Source organism: Streptomyces sp. NPDC104202 (assembly GCF_055584185.1).
Genome location: NZ_JBVJMN010000002.1, coordinates 1 through 17,758, shown reverse-complemented (window position 1 = coordinate 17,758; position 17,758 = coordinate 1). Strand labels below are relative to the sequence as shown.

Genomic DNA, 17,758 nt, shown 5'->3' with positions numbered 1-17,758 from the left:
CGGGGGCGGCCGGTCCGGTTTGAACGAAAGGCGCACGGGCCTGTATGGTTCAACCCGTTCCCGGGCGATTAGCTCAGCGGGAGAGCACTTCGTTCACACCGAAGGGGTCACTGGTTCGATCCCAGTATCGCCCACCGGGAGAGGCCGGTCCGTCGAAAGACGGACCGGCCTCTGTCATGGTGCCGCCCGCCGCTCCGCCCCGAGTCTCAGGCGGCCGTCCGCAGTTCGGGCCGCAGCGGCCACGCCGGGTCCACCGTCTCCGGCGTCCCCTGCCGGGTGAACCACGCCTGCAGGCCCCGGGCCTGCGCCGCGTGCCACACCGCCTGCAGCGTGTGCAGCTCCGTCGGCGTCAGCCGCTCCAGCCGCGACGAGAAGCGCCGTGCCACCGCCCGCACGACGTCCAGCGCCGCCGTCGCGTCCGCCGCCGCGTCGTGCGCCCCCGAGAGCTCCACCTCGTAGTGCGCGCACAGGTCCGTCAGCGTCCGGCGGCCCTTCCGGTAGCGGTCCAGGTGCTTGTCCAGGACCCGCGGGTCGAGCACGCACAGCCGGGTGCTCTCCAGGTACGTGCCCAGCGAGGACGCCCGGTGCCGCCGCAGCTCGCGGTCGAGGATCGTCAGGTCGAACGGCGCGTTCATCACCACCAGCGGGCGCCCCGCCGCGGTCTGTTCGGCCAGCGCGCGCGCCAGCTCCTCCATCACCGGAGCCGGCCACCGGCCGTTGCGCTGCAGGTGATCGTCCGTCAGGCCGTGGACCGCGGTGGCCTCCGCGGGCACGGGTATGCCCGGATTGACCAGCCAGCGCGTCACCCGCGGCCGCGCCCCGGCCGTGTCCTGCACGACCAGGGCGGCCGAGACGATCCGGTCCCCCTCGACGTCGACTCCGGTCGTCTCCGTGTCGAAAGCGGCCAGGGGCCCCTCGTACCAGTGCGTCGTCATCCCCGAACTCCTCGCACGCCCGCGGCAGATGGCCAACCCCCTGCCCCGAAACGGTGATACCCGCACTGTTTGCGCCGTACGCGGACCGGTCACAACAGAGGGGACGGGGAAGGAAAAAAGACATGGCGCTCGCCCAGCCCGAGTCGGGAGGGCTGCCGCCCCAGCGGGTGGCACCGACGCGCGGCTCACTCGCCACCACCGCATGCATGGAGACCCTTCAGGTGGGATACCTGCACGCCGTCGCCGCCGCGGCCGGCTGCTCGCTGTCCCAGCCCTTTCCGGACAACGGCATCGACTGGCACGTGAGCCACGGTTCGCCCGGACACACCGTCGACGACGAAGTGACCATCAAGGTGCAGCTCAAGTGCACCTACCAGATACCTCCCCGGCCGCCGGGGAACGCGTTCTCCTTCACCCTCGACAACGACCATCTGGTGAAACTCGCCCGGACCCCCGTGTCCGTGCACAAGATCCTGGTCGTGATGCTCGTCCCGAGGACCCAGGAGGACTGGCTGAGGGCGAGTCACGACCGGCTCGACCTGCGGCACTGCTGCTACTGGACCAACCTGGCCGGACACCCGGTCACGGGACGGCGCCGGACCACCGTGCGCGTCCCGACGGCGCGGATCTTCGACGACCGGGCGCTCTGCGAGATCATGACCCGGGTCGGCGTGGGAGGGAGACCTTGATGCACCGGCCGATCGACGAACCGGGGTTCGGGGAGGGGGACGGGGCCGGGCGCGGCCCCGTCCCCGTTCCGCCGTCCTACCGGCCCCACCCCGCGCCCGGCGACACCCCGGGCCCCTGGACGGGGATCCCGGGGCCGCCCGCCGGGCCCTGGGCCGACGCCCACGGCGCCCCCGACCCCGGACGGGTCGACCCGCGCGTCCTCGGCGCCCTGCTCGCCCGCCACGGCTGGCGGCGGCGCGGCGGGGCCGCCGGACGCTACAGCCGCTGGACCCCGCCCGGCAGCGGGACGCACGGCGGCACGAGCCTCCTCGTCCCGGAGAGCCGTGCCTTCCCCGACTGCGAGGACCTGCTCGGCGAGGCGCTCACCGCCCTCGCCCGCAGCGCCACGCCCTCCGCCCGCGAGGTCCTCACCGGCCTCTCCGTGCCCAGCGACGAGATCCGCTGGTGGCGCGACGTGCCCCCGGGCCCGGCCGGCACCGTGCCCTGGACCGTCCAGGAGCAGCTCAGGTCCGCCGCCCGCCAGCTCCTCCTCGCCGGCGCGCTCGCCGTGCGCGGCCGCGCCGGCTACTACGGCGCCCGGCACCGCCGCCCCGCCCAGGCGTCCCTGGAGACGGTGGTCGTCGGCGCGGCGCCCGGCGGGCGCGGTCTCACCGCCTTCCTGCCCGTCGAGCCGGGCCGGCCGATCGCCGTGCGGCTCTACCACGCCCTCCACGCGGCCCGCGAGGCCACCGACTACCAGCGGGCCACCGGCGGCATGGAGGCCTTCGACGCCGCCGTCGCGGCGGGCGTCAGCCGCGAGCTCACCGAGGCCCTCGTCGCCCTCGTCCGGGGCACCGAGGGCGCGCGCGTCGCCCTCGCCTGGGCGCCGGCCGCCGGGGCGCCCGAAGGCTGCGCGGCCCGGCCCGAGCCCGTCGAGTTCTCGCCCGGCGACCTGCCCGCGCTGCGCGAGGCGAGCGCCCGCTACCTCACCGACGAGCCCTCCGTGCCGGTCCGGCTCACCGGCGCGGTCGTCCGGATGCGCCGCTCGGGGCCGCGCGGCGAGGGGACGGTCCGCCTGCGGGTCCTGGCCGGCGCGGAGGTCCCGCACGTCCGCGTCGCCCTCGACGAGGAGGCGTACCGCACCGCCGGCCACGCCCATCTCGTCGGGCTCCCCATCCGGGTGGTCGGCCGCCTGGAGAGCCGGGGCGGTTTCCGGCGCCTCACCGACGCCTCCGGGGTCGTGCCGGTCCAGGTCGACGAGACGGAACGCGACCGCCTGATGAAGTCCCTCCACGAGAACCTCGACTTCTTCGAGGAGGCGTGCGGCCCCGACGACGACTGAGCGGCGCGGGGAAACCGTTTCGCGGAGGGCGCGGACGGCTCGGTAACATCGGCGGTGCGCGGCACCTCGTCTCTGTCGCGCACCGCCGGCGCCGGCACCTCGTGCCTGCCTGCGCCCCGAAGGAAGAAGAACACCAGTGTCAGAAGTCCGTGTGACCGTCCAGTCCGCCTCGGAGGCAGAGGAGAGGGCGGTGAGCGCGGGCACCACCGCCGGTGCCCTCTTCGCCGACGACCGCACCGTCATCGCCGCCCGCGTGGCCGGCGAGCTGAAGGACCTGTCGTACGTCCTCGCCGAGGGCGACGTCGTCGAGGGCGTCGAGATCTCCTCCCCGGACGGTCTCGACATCCTGCGCCACTCCACCGCGCACGTCATGGCCCAGGCCGTGCAGGAGCTCTTCCCCGAGGCCAAGCTGGGCATCGGCCCGCCGGTCCGGGACGGCTTCTACTACGACTTCGACGTCGAGAAGCCCTTCACTCCCGAGGACCTCAAGGTCATCGAGAAGAAGATGCAGGAGATCCAGAAGCGCGGCCAGCGCTTCGCCCGCCGCGTGGTGACCGACGAGGCCGCCCGCGAGGAGCTCGCGGACGAGCCGTACAAGCTGGAGCTCATCGGCATCAAGGGCTCCGCGTCGACCGACGACGGCGCCAGCGTCGAGGTGGGCGGCGGCGAGCTGACCATCTACGACAACCTGGACGCCAAGACCGGCGAGCTGTGCTGGAAGGACCTCTGCCGGGGTCCGCACCTGCCGACCACCCGGAACATCCCGGCCTTCAAACTCATGCGCAACGCCGCCGCCTACTGGCGCGGCAGCGAGAAGAACCCGATGCTCCAGCGCATCTACGGCACCGCCTGGCCGTCGAAGGACGAGCTGAAGGCGCACCTCGACTTCCTGGCCGAGGCCGAGAAGCGCGACCACCGCAAGCTCGGCAACGAGCTCGACCTCTTCTCCATCCCGGACGAGATCGGCTCCGGCCTCGCGGTCTTCCACCCCAAGGGCGGCATCATCCGCCGGGTCATGGAGGACTACTCGCGCAAGCGCCACGAGGAGGAGGGCTACGAGTTCGTCTACTCGCCGCACGCCACCAAGGGCAAGCTGTTCGAGAAGTCGGGCCACCTCGACTGGTACGCCGAGGGCATGTACCCCCCCATGCAGCTCGACGAGGGCGTGGACTACTACCTCAAGCCCATGAACTGCCCGATGCACAACCTGATCTTCGACGCGCGCGGCCGCTCCTACCGCGAACTGCCGCTGCGCCTGTTCGAGTTCGGCACCGTGTACCGGTACGAGAAGTCCGGCGTCGTCCACGGCCTGACCCGGGCCCGCGGCTTCACCCAGGACGACGCGCACATCTACTGCACCCGCGAGCAGATGGCCGAGGAGCTCGACCGCACCCTCACCTTCGTCCTCAACCTGCTGCGCGACTACGGTCTGACCGACTTCTACCTGGAGCTCTCCACCAAGGACCCGGAGAAGTTCGTCGGCTCGGACGAGGTCTGGGAGGAGGCCACCGCGGTCCTCCAGCAGGTCGCCGAGAAGCAGGGCCTCCCGCTCACCCCCGACCCGGGCGGCGCCGCGTTCTACGGTCCGAAGATCTCCGTGCAGGCGCGCGACGCCATCGGCCGCACCTGGCAGATGTCGACCGTGCAGCTCGACTTCAACCTGCCGGAGCGCTTCGACCTGGAGTACACCTCCCCGGACGGCACCAAGCAGCGCCCGGTCATGATCCACCGCGCGCTCTTCGGTTCCATCGAGCGCTTCTTCGCCGTGCTCCTGGAGCACTACGCGGGCGCGATGCCGCCGTGGCTGGCGCCCGTCCAGGCCACCGGCATCCCGATCGGCGACGCGCACGTGGACTACCTGCACGAGTTCGCCGCCAAGGCGAAGAAGCAGGGCCTGCGGGTGGAGGTCGACTCCTCCTCGGACCGGATGCAGAAGAAGATCCGCAACGCGCAGAAGCAGAAGGTCCCGTTCATGATCATCGCGGGCGACGAGGACATGGCCGCCGGTGCCGTCTCCTTCCGCTACCGCGACGGTTCGCAGGAGAACGGCATCCCCGCCGACGAGGCCATCGCCAAGATCGCCAAGATCGTCGAGGACCGCGTCCAGGTCTGATCGAGCGGCACCCCCGCGGTTCCGGGTCCGGAAGGACCCGCGGACGCGACTCAGGAGGCCCCCGGGAATCCCCCCGGGGGCCTTCTGTCGTCCTTCTCGTCGTCCCGCGTGAACGACTGGATCAGCCAGGACGAGAACGAGCCCGTCACCGCGCCGAGCAGCGCCAGCCCGCAGGCCATCAGCCCCACCGCCGTCAGCCGCCCCATCCGCGTGACCGGGACGACGTCCCCGTACCCGACGGTCGCGAGCGTGGCGCAGGTCCACCAGACCGAGTCGCCGAAGGTGAGGATCGAGGCTCCGGGGGCGCCGGCCTCGTAGTGGTAGACGGTGAGCGCCCCGGCGAAGCCGAGCAGGGCCACGGTGAGACCGGCGTAGACCATCACGCGCGCGTAGAGGGTCAGGCGGGGCTGGTCGCGGCGGCGCTGCACCTGGTCGTACATGCTCACCATCCGCACCGGCCGCAGCAGGGGGAGGACCAGGACGACCGTGTCGAGGAGATGGGTGCGGAGGAAGCGGAAGGGGCCGAGACCGCTGAGGCGCAGGCGCACCAGGTAGTCCGCGCCGAAGACGCCCCAGGAGGCGAAGGTGACGGCGAGGCAGAGGTCGAGCCAGTCCTGCGGGAGTTCGTCGTGGGCGAGGATGCGCACCGCGTAGCTCGCCAGGTAGAGGAGGGACGCCACGGCGAGCGGCAGCTCCATGCGACGGTCCCAGCGTTCCTGGCGCGGTGGTTTCGGGGGCCTGGAGCTCATCGGATCAGCATGGCCGCTGCATGGATCTTCCGCCCCGGCGACACGTTCCGAACGGGCGACGCAATATGCTGCACAGCATGACGACTGAGCCGGAGCAGCAGATCGGAGTCGGGACGCAGGACGCGTTCCAGCGCCTGTGGACGCCCCACCGGATGGCGTACATCCAGGGCGAGAACAAGCCGACCGGGCCGGGTGCCGAGGACGGCTGTCCGTTCTGCTCGATCCCGTCGAAGTCCGACGAGGACGGCCTCGTGATCGCCCGGGGCCGGGCCGTGTACGCGGTGCTCAACCTCTACCCGTACAACGGCGGCCATCTGATGGTCGTCCCCTACCGGCACGTCGCCGACTACACCGACCTCGACGAGGCCGAGACCGTCGAACTGGCCGCCTTCACCAAGCGCGCCATGGTCGCGCTGCGGGCCGCTTCCGGTGCCCACGGCTTCAACATCGGCATGAACCAGGGCGCCGTCGCGGGCGCCGGCATCGCCGCCCACCTGCACCAGCACGTGGTGCCGCGCTGGGGAGGCGACACCAACTTCATGCCGGTCGTCGGCCACACCAAGGTGCTGCCGCAGCTGCTGGCCGACACCCGCACGATGCTGGCCGACGCCTGGCCGGCCGACGTCTGAGCCGTACGGGACGTCTGAGCCGTACGGGGACGTCCGGGCCGCGGCCCGGCCCGGACGCCCCGCGGGCGGCGGCCCGGCCGCGGTCAGGCGTCGTAGGCGTCGGCCCTCTTCGGGCCCGGGTCCTGCACGCCGCCGCTGAGGACCAGCGAGCGGTTGGTGAAGCGCTCCGTGTCGACGTTGTGCTCGTCGAGCACCTTGATCGTCGCCGCGTGCACGGCCCGGAGGACGGGCGTGGCCATGCGGATCGCGTCGTCGGCCATGAAGCGGTTCTTCCACAGCGGACCGGCCCAGACGTGCCGCAGACCGAACGGCTCGGGCAGCGCCATCTTGCCGCCGAGGAACTCCAGCACCGGCGGGTACCAGGTGAGCGGGGCGCGCACCGCGAGCCGGACGATGTCGTTGGTCGTCAGCAGCGGCTGCTGGATCTCCTTCGTCTCCCAGAACCGGACGGTCTTGGAGACCTCCCTGGTCTTCGCCTTCGGCTTCGTGGTGAACAGGCCGTGGACGGGGCCGAGCGCGTGTCCGGTCACCTCGATCCGCAGCGTGTGGTGGAGCGAGGTGACGGTGACCATCATCGTGAGGACGAGGTTGCCGTCCCAGAGCGTGAACTGCACGCCCAGGTAATGGCGGTTGCCCGCGCCGAACTGCTGGTCGTTGCAGATGCGCTGTATCTCGTGCGGCTTGACCTGGTAGTGCACGATGTTGTCGCCCGACGGGCGGGTGACCTCGTCGGCGCCCTCGCCGACCGGGGCGACGATCCAGTGCTTGACGGTCGGCTTCGGGAAGCCGGTCTTCAGCGAGCCGCGCTCCAGGAGCGTCAGCTCGTCGTGGATCTTGCGGACGACGTCCCAGGCGCGAAAGGCGTGCAGCTCGCGGCCGGACCGGGCGACCAGCTCCTCCGCCAGCGTCCAGCTGCCCCAGCGGGTGCCGAGGCCCAGGATGCCCTTGGTCCCGGCGTAGAAGACGATGTTGGACTGCTGCTCCGCCGAGAGCTTCTCCAGGTTCACCCGCAGCGCCTCCGCGGACTTCTCGCCCGGATCCTGGGGGACCGACTTCGGGACGTGCGGGCCGACCCCGCCGCCGCCCAGCAGACCGGTCCAGCGCGCCCGCAGGTCGACGGCGGCGTTCAGGCAGATCCGGCTCGCCAGATACCAGCCGATCACCGGGGCCACGACCATCAGGCGCAGGTAGTTCGGCAGGATCCCGTTCAGCGGCAGCTTCACCAGCACGAGCGCGGCGAAGATCCCGGCCGCCCAGAGCAGGGCCGTGCCGATGGCGCTGTGGCGCTTGTTGTCGACACCGGCCACGAGGCGGCGGAGCTGGATGACGCCGAGCCAGAGCAGCAGGCCGGGCAGGAAGAGCACACCGCAGACCAGGGTGACCAGGGTCAGCTTGACGTCGCGCTGCCGGCGCAGATGGGTGGCGGCCAGGCAGTGCTCGACGACCGGCTGCGGCTCGGCCCCGAAGGACTGGATCAGCGCCTTGCGGGCACCGCCGAGCATCCGCACCTGCACCGCGCGGGAGAACGCCTCGCCGAGGTCGGGGCTGAAGAGCCCCCACTTCCCCTCCTTGACCGTGGTCTTGTAGAGGTCGTTGTCCGCTTCCTTGATCGTGCTCAGGGGGCTGTCCCGGTACGCGGCGGAGGCGAGCGCGTTCGTCGCCCCCGTACCGCTGCCGGAGCCCTGGAGGGGAATCTGTGCCCCGGGTCCGAATCCGTCGATCGCCACTGCCGCCCCCATCGCGTGCGAGTACCTGTGCGGGCTGTTCCCAACTGCCGCGCCCCGCACACCTTCTGAGCTGGGCACCACAGCGTAACCGGGCGGCGACCGCTGCGTCACCGGAGTGCGGAGGGTCGTCCGAATGCCGCCCGCCCCGGCGCACGGAGTGGCGGCCGGACGCCACCCGCCCCGGAGCGTGGCCGGTCCTCCATGCCCGGCCCGCCTCCGCAGTGCGACCGCCTGCGGACGCCGGCCGTCCCGGACTCCGGGACCACCGGCGCCCGCTGTCGGCCCGTCAGACGACCTAGGCGGCCCGTTCGCGCATCCGCTCGGCGAGGTGCGGCGGCATCGGCTCGTGACGGGCGTACGCGCGGTCGAACCGGCCGGTGCCGTGCGACACGGACCGCAGGTCGATCGCGTACCGGCCGATCTCCATCTCCGGCACCTCGGCGCGCACCACGGTCCGCCCGGGCCCGGCCTGGTCGGTGCCGACCACCCGGCCGCGCCGCCCGGACAGATCGCTCATGACCGGGCCGACGTACTCGTCGGGGACCATGACCTCGACCTCGGCGACCGGCTCCAGGAGATGGACCGGCACCTCGGCGGCCGCCTCCCGCAGCGCGAGCGCACCGGCGGTCTGGAAGGCGGCGTCCGAGGAGTCCACGGAGTGGGCCTTGCCGTCCCGCAGCGTGACCCGGATGTCGACGAGCGGGTACCCCGCGGCGACGCCCCGGGCGGCCTGGGCCCGGATGCCCTTCTCGACGGACGGGACGAAGTGGCGCGGGACCGCGCCGCCCACCACCTTGTCGACGAACTCGATCCCGCTGCCCGGCGGCAGCGGCTCCACCTCGATCTCGCAGATCGCGTACTGGCCGTGCCCGCCGGACTGCTTCACGTGCCGGCCCCGGCCGGCCGAGGGCGCGCCGAAGGTCTCCCGCAGCGCCACCCTGTACGGCACGGCGTCGACCTGGACGCCGTACCGGCCCCGCAGGCGCTCCAGGACGACGTCCTGGTGCGCCTCGCCCAGGCACCACAGCACCACCTGGCGGGTGTCCTGGTTCTGTTCGAGCCGCAGCGTCGGGTCCTCGGCGACCAGCCGTGCCAACCCCTGCGACAGCCGGTCCTCGTCGGCCTTGCTGTGGGCCTCGACGGCCAGCGGGAGGAGCGGCTCCGGCATGCTCCAGGGCTGCATCAGGAGCGGGTCGTCCTTGGCGGAGATCGTGTCGCCGGTCTCGGCGCGGCCCAGCCGCGCCACACAGGCGAGGTCCCCCGCGATGCAGTGCGCCTGCGGGCGCTGCTGCTTGCCGAAGGGCGAGGTCAGCCCGCCGATCCGCTCGTCGACGTCGTGGTCCTCGTGCCCGCGGTCCGCGAGGCCGTGCCCCGAGACGTGCACGGTCTCGTCCGGACGCAGGGTCCCCGAGAAGACCCTGACCAGGGAGATCCTGCCCACATAGGGGTCGGCCGCGGTCTTGACGACCTCGGCGACCAGCGGGCCGTCGGGGTCGCAGACGACCGGCGGGCGGGGCCGGCCGTCGGGCGTCGTCACGGCGGGGGGCTCGTGCTCCAGCGGCGAGGGGAAGCCGCCGGTGATCAGCTCCAGGAGCTCCAGGGTGCCGAGTCCCTGCGTGCCGCCGTCGACGGCGGGCGCGGCCGCGAGCACCGGATGGAAGGAGCCCCGGGCGACGGCCTTCTCCAGGTCGTCCACGAGTGTCTTCCGGTCGATCTCCTCGCCGCCCAGATAGCGGTCCATGAGGGTCTCGTCCTCGCTCTCGGCGATGATCCCCTCGATGAGCCGGGCGCGGGCCTGCGCGATCAGCTCCCGCTGGCCCTCGTCCGGCGGCTCCTCCCGCCGGACGCCGGTCGAGTAGTCGAAGATCCGCTCCGAGAGCAGGCCGACCAGACCGGTCGCGGGCGCGTGCCCGTCGGCCCCCTCCCGGCCGCGCACCGGCAGGTACAGCGGCAGGACGGCGTCCGGGTCGTCGCGGCCGAAGAGACCGGCGCAGACCGCGGTGAGCTCGGTGAAGTCGGTGCGGGCGGTGTCGAGGTGGGTGACGACGATGGCGCGGGGCATGCCGACGGCCGCGCACTCCTCCCAGATCATCCGGGTGGAGGCGGCGACGGCGTCCGCCTCCTGGGCGGCCGAGACGACGAAGAGGGCCGCGTCCGCCGCGCGCAGACCGGCCCTCAGCTCCCCGACGAAGTCGGCGTATCCGGGGGTGTCGAGCAGATTGATCTTGTAGCCGTCCCAGCCGACCGGCACGAGGGACAGCTGGACGGAGCGGTGCTGGCGGTGCTCGATCTCGTCGTAGTCGGAGACAGTGGCGCCGTCCTCGACGCGTCCGGGCCGGTTCACCGCCCCGGCGGTCTGCGCGAGCGCCTCGACCAGGGTCGTCTTCCCCGATCCGCTGTGGCCGACCAGCACCACGTTCCGCACGGCCTGGGGCCGGTCGGCCGCCGGCGCCCTGCCGGCGGCTCCGGCGGCCGTGTTCCCCTTCTCACCCATGACGTGTTCCTCCCGACTGCTCGCACGATGCGGCGGGGCGCGGGCGCGGGGGAGTGGCCTGTCGCGGTACGGCTCCGGCGATGCCCGCGGTGGTCCTTCGAGCTTTGCACCGCCGCCCGGACGCGTCCATACGTCGTACACCGCCGGGCCCGGCGGGGGACCTCGACGCGGCGGGGCGGGTGCCCGCCACGTGGGCGCGACGCGCGTGGCTACGATAAGCGGGCCGGTGGTCGCAGGGGCCGCGCGGCCCACCGAACCTCGGGAAGGCCATGCTGAACAAGTACGCGCGTGCCTTTTTCACGCGTGTCCTCACCCCGTTCGCCGCGTTTCTGCTCCGCCGCGGCGTCAGCCCCGACGCGGTCACGCTCATCGGCACGGCGGGGGTGATGGCCGGTGCCCTGATCTTCTTCCCGCGCGGGGAGTTCTTCTGGGGCACCATCGTGATCACGCTCTTCGTCTTCTCCGACCTCGTCGACGGCAACATGGCCCGGCAGGCGGGGATCTCCAGCCGCTGGGGCGCCTTCCTCGACTCGACGCTCGACCGCGTCGCCGACGGCGCGATCTTCGGCGGCTTCGCCCTCTGGTACGCGGGCACCGGCGACGACAACGTGCTCTGCGCCGTCGCGATCTTCTGTCTCGCCAGCGGCCAGGTCGTCTCGTACACCAAGGCCCGTGGAGAATCGATCGGCCTGCCGGTCGCGGTCAACGGTCTGATCGAACGCGCCGAGCGGCTCGTCATCTCCCTGGTCGCCGCCGGTCTCGCCGGCCTCCACGCCTTCGGCGTGCCCGGCGTCCAGGTGCTGCTCCCGATCGCCCTGTGGATCGTGGCGGCCGGCAGCGCGGTGACCCTGGGGCAGCGCGTGGTGACGGTACGACGGGAATCGGCCGAGGCGGACGCCGCCGCGGCCCAGGGCGGCGGGGCGGCATCGTGAGCACGCTGAAGGACCGGCTCAGCGACGGGGTGTACGGCCTCGGCTGGGCGACGGTGAAGAAGCTGCCGGAACCGGTCGCCACCGGCCTCGGGAGGCGGATCGCCGACCTGGCGTGGAAGCGCCGCGGCAAGAGCGTCCTGCGGCTGGAGTCCAACCTCGCGCGCGTGGTGCCGGACGCCACCCCCGAGCGGCTCGCCGAGCTCTCGCAGGCCGGCATGCGCTCGTACATGCGCTACTGGATGGAGTCGTTCCGGCTGCCGACCTGGAGCAGGGAGCGGGTCGAGCGGGACGTCGACATCAAGGACGCCCACTACCTGAAGGACGGTCTCGCCGCCGGGCGCGGAGTCGTCCTCGCCCTGCCGCACCTGGCCAACTGGGACCTCGCGGGCGTCTGGGTGACCCGTTCGCTCGGCGTCCCCTTCACCACCGTCGCCGAGCGGCTCAAGCCCGAGTCGCTCTACGACCGCTTCGTCGCCTACCGCGAGTCCCTCGGCATGGAGGTCCTGCCGCACACCGGCGGATCCGCCTTCGGCACCCTCGCCCGCCGCCTGCGGGCCGGCGGCCTGGTCTGCCTGGTCGCCGACCGCGACCTCTCCGCCTCCGGCACCGAGGTCACCTTCTTCGGCGACACCGCCCGCATGCCGGCCGGTCCCGCCATCCTCGCCCAGCAGACGGGCGCGCTCCTGCTGCCCGTGACCCTCTGGTACGACGACGACCGGGTCATGCACGGACGGATCCACCCGCCCGTCGACGTCCCCGAGTCCGGCTCCCGGGCCGAGAAGACCACCGTGATGACCCAGCAGCTCGCCGACGCCTTCGCCGCCGGCATCGCGGACCACCCCGAGGACTGGCACATGCTCCAGCGGCTCTGGCTCGCGGACCTCGACGAACGGGAGCCGGCCGCCGGCGACCCGGCGACCGGTGCGGCCGCGCCCGACGGGACTGCGGCCCCGGAGCCGGGGCAGACGGTCGGGGCGGGCCGTGAGACCGCCGTGGAGCCCGGGGTCTCCCCGGAGCGTGGGGAGGAGCGGAAGAAGTGAAGATCGGGATCGTCTGCCCGTACTCGTGGGACGTGCCGGGCGGCGTCCAGTTCCACATCCGCGACCTGGCGGAGCACCTCATCCGGCTCGGACACGACGTCTCCGTCCTGGCGCCCGCCGACGACGAGACGCCGCTCCCCCCGTACGTGGTCTCCGCCGGACGGGCCGTCCCCGTGCCCTACAACGGCTCGGTGGCCCGGCTGAACTTCGGATTCCTCTCCGCCGCGCGGGTCCGGCGCTGGCTCCACGACGGCACCTTCGACGTCGTCCACATCCACGAGCCGACCTCGCCCTCCCTGGGCCTGCTCACCTGCTGGGCCGCCCAGGGCCCGATCGTCGCCACCTTCCACACCTCCAACCCGCGCTCGCGGGCCATGATCGCCGCCTACCCGATCCTCCAGCCCGCCCTGGAGAAGATCAGCGCCCGCATCGCGGTCAGCGAGTACGCCCGCCGCACGCTCGTCGAGCACCTCGGCGGCGACGCCGTCCTCATCCCCAACGGTGTCGACGTGGACTTCTTCGCCCGCGCCGAGCCCAAGAAGGAGTGGCAGGGCGAGACCCTCGGCTTCATCGGCCGCATCGACGAACCGAGGAAGGGCCTGCCCGTCCTCATGCGCGCCCTGCCCCGCATCCTCACCGAACGCCCCGGCACCCGGCTCCTCGTCGCCGGCCGCGGGGACGAGGAGGAGGCCGTCGCCTCGCTGCCGCCCGAGATGCGCTCGCGCGTCGAGTTCCTCGGCATGGTCAGCGACGAGGACAAGGCGCGGCTGCTGCGCAGTGTCGACGTGTACGTGGCGCCCAACACCGGCGGCGAGAGCTTCGGCATCATCCTCGTCGAGGCGATGTCCGCGGGCGCGCCCGTCCTCGCCGCCGACCTCGACGCCTTCGCCCAGGTCCTCGACCAGGGCGGCGCCGGCGAGCTCTTCGCCAACGAGGACGCCGACGCCCTCGCCGAGGCCGCCGTCCGCCTCCTCGCCGACGCCCCCCGTCGCGCCGAGCTCAGCGCCCGCGGCTCCGCCCACGTCCGCCGCTTCGACTGGTCCACCGTCGGCGCCGACATCCTCGCCGTCTACGAGACCGTCACCGACGGCGCGGCCGCCGTCGACACCGACGAACGCGTCGGCGGCCTCCGAGCCCGCCTGGGCCTGTAACCCCCCGGACCCGGGCCCGGCGTGTGGCCCGCCCGGCCGTGCTCGCGGCCCGGCGGGGTGGCCTCGGCCCGGCCGGACCGTCCCACCCGCCGTGTGGGCGACTGCCCCGCGGGACAGTTGCCCACAACGGGCGGCGGCCCACCACACGCCCACCCCACCCGTACCCGCGACGGCGCCGGCCGGGGCCGTGTTCGCCGTGGGCGGGAGGGAGGGCCGGGGCCGTGGGGGAGGGGCAGGGTGGGGGGATGGGGTGGATCAGGCGGGTGGGACTGGGATCGTTGACGAGGCCGGCGGAGGAGTGGGGCGGCCCCCACGCCCGCGTGGAGCCGGTACTGGGCTACGTCGTGCGCCACGACGACGTGCGGCTCGTGTTCGACACGGGCATCGGCACCGGCTCGCCGGAGACGGACGCGCACTACGGCCCGGTGCGCCGGAGCCTGCCGGTGGGACCGAAGGACGTCGACCTGGTGGTGAACTGCCATCTGCACTTCGACCACATCGGCGGCAACCAGGGGTTTCCGGAGACGCCGGTGCTGGTCCAGCGGCGCGAGCTGGCGGTGGCGCGGGAGGGCGGGTACACGATCGACGCGCTGCTCGACGGGGTGCGGTACGAGGAACTGGACGGGGAGTACGTGATCGCCCCGGGGCTGCGGATCGTGCCGACGCCGGGGCACACGGAGGGCCACCAGTCGCTGGTGGTCGACCACGGTGACCGGCTGACGGTGCTGGCGGGGCAGGCGTGCGACGTCGCCCGCGCGTTCGGGGCGCCGTACCCGCCGTGGGCCGGCCGTCTCGCGGAGCTCGCGGACGGGCGGCCGGTGCGCGTCCTGTTCGCGCACGACCACGACCTGTGGGAGGGGACGCTGCCGCCGCCCCGGTAGCCTGTGCGCCCGTGACCGAAACCCTGATCTGGACCGTCGTCGCGCTGATCCTCATCGGCGTCTATCTCAGCTGGACCGCCGGGCGGCTGGACCGGCTGCACTCGCGCATCGACGCGGCCCGCGCGGCCCTGGACGCGCAGCTGCTGCGCCGGGCCTCGGTCACGCAGGAGCTGGCCACCTCGGGGGTGCTCGACCCGGCGGCGTCGATCGTGCTGTACGAGGCGGCGCACGCGGCCCGGCAGGCGGAGGAGGACCACCGGGAGGTGGCGGAGAGCGAGCTGAGCCAGGCGCTCCGGGCGGTGTTCGGGGAGCCCGAGCAGGTGGAGCTCGTACGGGCGGCGCCGGGCGGCGAGGAGGCCGCGGGCGAGCTCGCGCAGGCCGTGCGCAGGGTGCCGATGGCGCGCCGGTTCCACAACGACGCCGTGCGGGCGGCGCGGGCGCTGCGCCGTCACCGCACGGTCCGCTGGTTCCGGCTCGCGGGCCACGCGCCTTTCCCGTTGGCCTTCGAAATGGACGACGAGCCGCCGGTGGCGCTTGCCGATCGTCCGGCCTGACCTGCCGTAACCTGCGAAAACGATCCACCGGGTCCACATTGGCCCTTGCTGTGGACCCTGGGTGGACTGTTTCCTCACTCTTGTCGTCAATCGCCGTTGTCACGAGTGAGGTACTTGTGTCCACCACGCCTTCCCCCTCCCCCCAGTCCCCCGAGACCGGCACCGCCCGTGTGAAGCGCGGCATGGCCGAGCAGCTCAAGGGCGGCGTGATCATGGACGTGGTCAACGCCGAGCAGGCGAAGATCGCCGAGGACGCCGGCGCCGTGGCCGTCATGGCCCTGGAGCGGGTCCCCGCGGACATCCGCAAGGACGGCGGCGTGGCCCGCATGTCCGACCCGAACATGATCGAGGAGATCATCGGCGCGGTGTCGATCCCGGTCATGGCCAAGTCCCGCATCGGCCACTTCGTCGAGGCGCAGGTCCTGCAGTCCCTCGGCGTCGACTACATCGACGAGTCCGAGGTCCTGACCCCGGCCGACGAGGTCAACCACTCCGACAAGTGGGCCTTCACGACCCCCTTCGTCTGTGGCGCCACCAACCTGGGCGAGGCCCTGCGCCGCATCGCCGAGGGCGCGGCCATGATCCGCTCGAAGGGCGAGGCCGGCACCGGCAACGTCGTCGAGGCCGTCCGCCACCTGCGCCAGATCAAGAACGAGATCGCGAAGCTGCGCGGTTTCGACAACAACGAGCTGTTCGCCGCCGCCAAGGACCTGCGCGCCCCGTACGAGCTCGTCAAGGAGGTCGCCGAGCTCGGCAAGCTGCCGGTCGTGCTGTTCTCCGCCGGTGGCGTCGCCACCCCGGCCGACGCCGCGCTCATGCGCCAGCTCGGCGCCGAGGGCGTCTTCGTCGGCTCCGGCATCTTCAAGTCGGGCGACCCGGCCAAGCGCGCCGCCGCCATCGTGAAGGCCACCACCTTCTACGACGACCCGAAGATCATCGCGGACGCCTCCCGCAACCTGGGCGAGGCCATGGTCGGCATCAACTGCGACACCCTCCCCGAGTCCGAGCGCTACGCCAACCGGGGCTGGTAAGCACCGATGAACCCCTCTCCCGTCATTGGTGTCCTGGCTCTCCAGGGCGACGTACGGGAGCACCTGATCGCCCTGGCCGCGGCGGACGCCGTGGCCAGGCCGGTGAGGCGCCCCGAGGAGCTCGCCGAGGTCGACGGCCTGGTCATCCCCGGTGGTGAGTCCACCACCATCTCCAAGCTGGCCGAGCTGTTCGGCCTGATGGAGCCGCTGCGCGAGCGCATCGCCGCGGGCATGCCGGTCTACGGCACCTGCGCCGGTCTGATCATGCTCGCCGAGAAGATCCTCGACCCGCGCTCGGGCCAGGAGACCTTCGGCGGCATCGACATGATCGTCCGCCGCAACGCCTTCGGGCGCCAGAACGAGTCGTTCGAGGCCGGCGTCACCGTCACGGGCATCGAGGACGGCCCCGTCGAGGGCGTCTTCATCCGCGCCCCGTGGGTGGAGTCCGTCGGCGCCGAGGTCGAGGTGCTCGCGGAGCACGGGGGCCACATCGTGGCCGTGCGCCAGGGTGCCGCCCTCGCCACCTCGTTCCACCCGGAGCTCACCGGGGATCACCGCATCCACGCCCTGTTCGTCGACATGGTGCGCGCGGCGGGCTGATCCGATCCCGGTAGGATCTCTGGGGTTCGTTCAGAAATGGGTTACGCGAAGGAGACAGGCAGATGTCCGGCCACTCTAAATGGGCTACGACGAAGCACAAGAAGGCCGTGATCGACGCCAAGCGCGGCAAGCTCTTCGCGAAGCTGATCAAGAACATCGAGGTCGCGGCCCGCACCGGCGGGGCCGACCTCGACGGCAACCCGACGCTCTTCGACGCCGTGCAGAAGGCGAAGAAGCAGTCGGTCCCGAACAAGAACATCGACTCCGCGCTCAAGCGCGGTGCGGGTCTCGAGGCCGGCGGCGCCGACTACGAGACGATCATGTACGAGGGCTACGGCCCGAACGGCGTCGCGGTGCTCATCGAGTGCCTCACCGACAACCGCAACCGCGCCGCCTCCGACGTGCGCGTGGCCATGACCCGCAACGGCGGCTCCATGGCCGACCCGGGTTCGGTCTCGTACCTGTTCAACCGCAAGGGCGTCATCGTGCTCCCCAAGGGCGAGCTGTCCGAGGACGACGTGCTGGAGTCGGTGCTCGAGGCCGGCGCCGAGGAGGTCAACGACCTCGGCGAGTCCTTCGAGATCATCAGCGAGGCCACCGACCTGGTCGCGGTCCGCACCGCCCTCCAGGAGGCCGGCATCGACTACGACTCCGCCGAGTCGAGCTTCGTCCCGACCATGCAGGTCGAGCTGGACGAAGAGGGCGCGCGCAAGATCTTCAAGCTGATCGACGCGCTGGAGGACAGCGATGACGTGCAGAACGTCTTCGCCAACTTCGACGTCAGCGACGAGGTCATGGCGAAGGTCGACGCCTGACACCGGCCGTTCCGCAGCGGGGGGGGGGGGGGGGGAAACCCCCCGGCCCCCCGCGTTGTTTTTTGTGCCCCCCCACCCCCCCAACCAACACCGTAG

Annotated in this window: 16 protein-coding genes and 1 tRNA gene; 13 read left to right on the top strand and 4 right to left on the bottom strand. The window is 72.4% G+C overall.

Annotated elements, in window-relative coordinates; translation table 11 throughout:
- The first annotated feature begins 62 nt into the window (after positions 1–62).
- Positions 63–134: transfer RNA gene (locus ACZ60W_RS01370), tRNA-Val, on the top strand.
- A gap of 72 nt (positions 135–206) precedes the next feature.
- On the opposite strand, the gene ACZ60W_RS01365 is transcribed toward ACZ60W_RS01370, so the two are convergent.
- Complete coding sequence (locus tag ACZ60W_RS01365; protein WP_469753281.1) at positions 207–935, bottom strand: exonuclease domain-containing protein; 729 nt, start codon at positions 933–935, stop codon at positions 207–209.
- A 122-nt stretch (positions 936–1,057) separates the two neighbouring features.
- Here ACZ60W_RS01365 and ACZ60W_RS01360 point away from each other — a divergent pair, with 122 nt between their 5' ends.
- From ACZ60W_RS01360 to thrS, 3 genes are all read left to right on the top strand, one after another.
- Positions 1,058–1,624: a DUF4365 domain-containing protein gene (locus ACZ60W_RS01360; protein ID WP_469753280.1), complete on the top strand. Its 567-nt coding sequence runs from the start codon at positions 1,058–1,060 to the stop codon at positions 1,622–1,624.
- Positions 1,624–2,946 (top strand): hypothetical protein, encoded by a 1,323-nt coding sequence (locus tag ACZ60W_RS01355; RefSeq protein WP_469753279.1) that lies wholly within the window; start codon positions 1,624–1,626, stop codon positions 2,944–2,946. The genes ACZ60W_RS01360 and ACZ60W_RS01355 overlap by 1 nt, the downstream gene beginning before the upstream one ends.
- A 136-nt stretch (positions 2,947–3,082) precedes the next feature.
- Positions 3,083–5,059 carry a threonine--tRNA ligase gene (gene thrS / locus ACZ60W_RS01350; protein ID WP_469753278.1) on the top strand — a complete coding sequence of 659 codons (1,977 nt, stop codon included), beginning with the start codon at positions 3,083–3,085 and terminating at the stop codon, positions 5,057–5,059.
- Between the two features lie 50 nt (positions 5,060–5,109).
- Here the strand turns inward: thrS and ACZ60W_RS01345 are convergent, their stop codons facing one another.
- Positions 5,110–5,808, bottom strand: a complete 699-nt coding sequence (locus ACZ60W_RS01345) for a potassium channel family protein (RefSeq protein ID WP_469753277.1) — start codon at positions 5,806–5,808, stop codon at positions 5,110–5,112.
- 65 nt (positions 5,809–5,873) lie between these two features.
- Here ACZ60W_RS01345 and ACZ60W_RS01340 point away from each other — a divergent pair, with 65 nt between their 5' ends.
- Positions 5,874–6,437, top strand: coding sequence for an HIT family protein (locus tag ACZ60W_RS01340; RefSeq protein ID WP_469753276.1), 564 nt, complete (start codon positions 5,874–5,876; stop codon positions 6,435–6,437).
- An 83-nt stretch (positions 6,438–6,520) separates the two neighbouring features.
- On the opposite strand, the gene ACZ60W_RS01335 is transcribed toward ACZ60W_RS01340, so the two are convergent.
- Entirely contained in the window at positions 6,521–8,176 is a 1,656-nt protein-coding gene (locus ACZ60W_RS01335; protein WP_469753275.1) for a hypothetical protein, read from the bottom strand.
- A 283-nt stretch (positions 8,177–8,459) separates the two neighbouring features.
- Positions 8,460–10,658, bottom strand: coding sequence for an elongation factor G-like protein EF-G2 (locus tag ACZ60W_RS01330; RefSeq protein ID WP_469753274.1), 2,199 nt, complete (start codon positions 10,656–10,658; stop codon positions 8,460–8,462).
- A 269-nt stretch (positions 10,659–10,927) separates the two neighbouring features.
- On the opposite strand from ACZ60W_RS01330, the gene pgsA reads away from it, so the two are divergent.
- The 8 genes from pgsA (at position 10,928) to ACZ60W_RS01290 (ending at position 17,662) form a co-directional block, all read left to right on the top strand.
- The gene (gene pgsA, locus ACZ60W_RS01325) at positions 10,928–11,590 is read left to right on the top strand and encodes a phosphatidylinositol phosphate synthase (RefSeq protein ID WP_469753273.1); all 663 of its coding nucleotides are present in this window, start codon (positions 10,928–10,930) and stop codon (positions 11,588–11,590) included.
- Positions 11,587–12,630 (top strand): phosphatidylinositol mannoside acyltransferase, encoded by a 1,044-nt coding sequence (locus ACZ60W_RS01320; protein WP_469753272.1) that lies wholly within the window; start codon positions 11,587–11,589, stop codon positions 12,628–12,630. The genes pgsA and ACZ60W_RS01320 overlap by 4 nt, the downstream gene beginning before the upstream one ends.
- The gene (locus ACZ60W_RS01315) at positions 12,627–13,781 is read left to right on the top strand and encodes a glycosyltransferase family 4 protein (protein ID WP_469753271.1); all 1,155 of its coding nucleotides are present in this window, start codon (positions 12,627–12,629) and stop codon (positions 13,779–13,781) included. Before ACZ60W_RS01320 ends, ACZ60W_RS01315 begins: the two co-directional genes overlap by 4 nt.
- Before the next feature lie 245 nt (positions 13,782–14,026).
- Positions 14,027–14,662, top strand: coding sequence for an MBL fold metallo-hydrolase (locus tag ACZ60W_RS01310; RefSeq protein WP_469753270.1), 636 nt, complete (start codon positions 14,027–14,029; stop codon positions 14,660–14,662).
- A gap of 11 nt (positions 14,663–14,673) precedes the next feature.
- Positions 14,674–15,216 (top strand): hypothetical protein, encoded by a 543-nt coding sequence (locus ACZ60W_RS01305; RefSeq protein ID WP_469753269.1) that lies wholly within the window; start codon positions 14,674–14,676, stop codon positions 15,214–15,216.
- Positions 15,217–15,332: 116 nt separating this feature from the next.
- Entirely contained in the window at positions 15,333–16,247 is a 915-nt protein-coding gene (gene pdxS, locus ACZ60W_RS01300) for a pyridoxal 5'-phosphate synthase lyase subunit PdxS (RefSeq protein WP_189832345.1), read from the top strand.
- A gap of 6 nt (positions 16,248–16,253) precedes the next feature.
- Positions 16,254–16,847, top strand: a complete 594-nt coding sequence (gene pdxT / locus ACZ60W_RS01295) for a pyridoxal 5'-phosphate synthase glutaminase subunit PdxT (protein WP_469753268.1) — start codon at positions 16,254–16,256, stop codon at positions 16,845–16,847.
- A gap of 62 nt (positions 16,848–16,909) precedes the next feature.
- The gene (locus tag ACZ60W_RS01290; protein ID WP_361846484.1) at positions 16,910–17,662 is read left to right on the top strand and encodes a YebC/PmpR family DNA-binding transcriptional regulator; all 753 of its coding nucleotides are present in this window, start codon (positions 16,910–16,912) and stop codon (positions 17,660–17,662) included.
- The last annotated feature ends 96 nt before the right edge of the window (positions 17,663–17,758 follow it).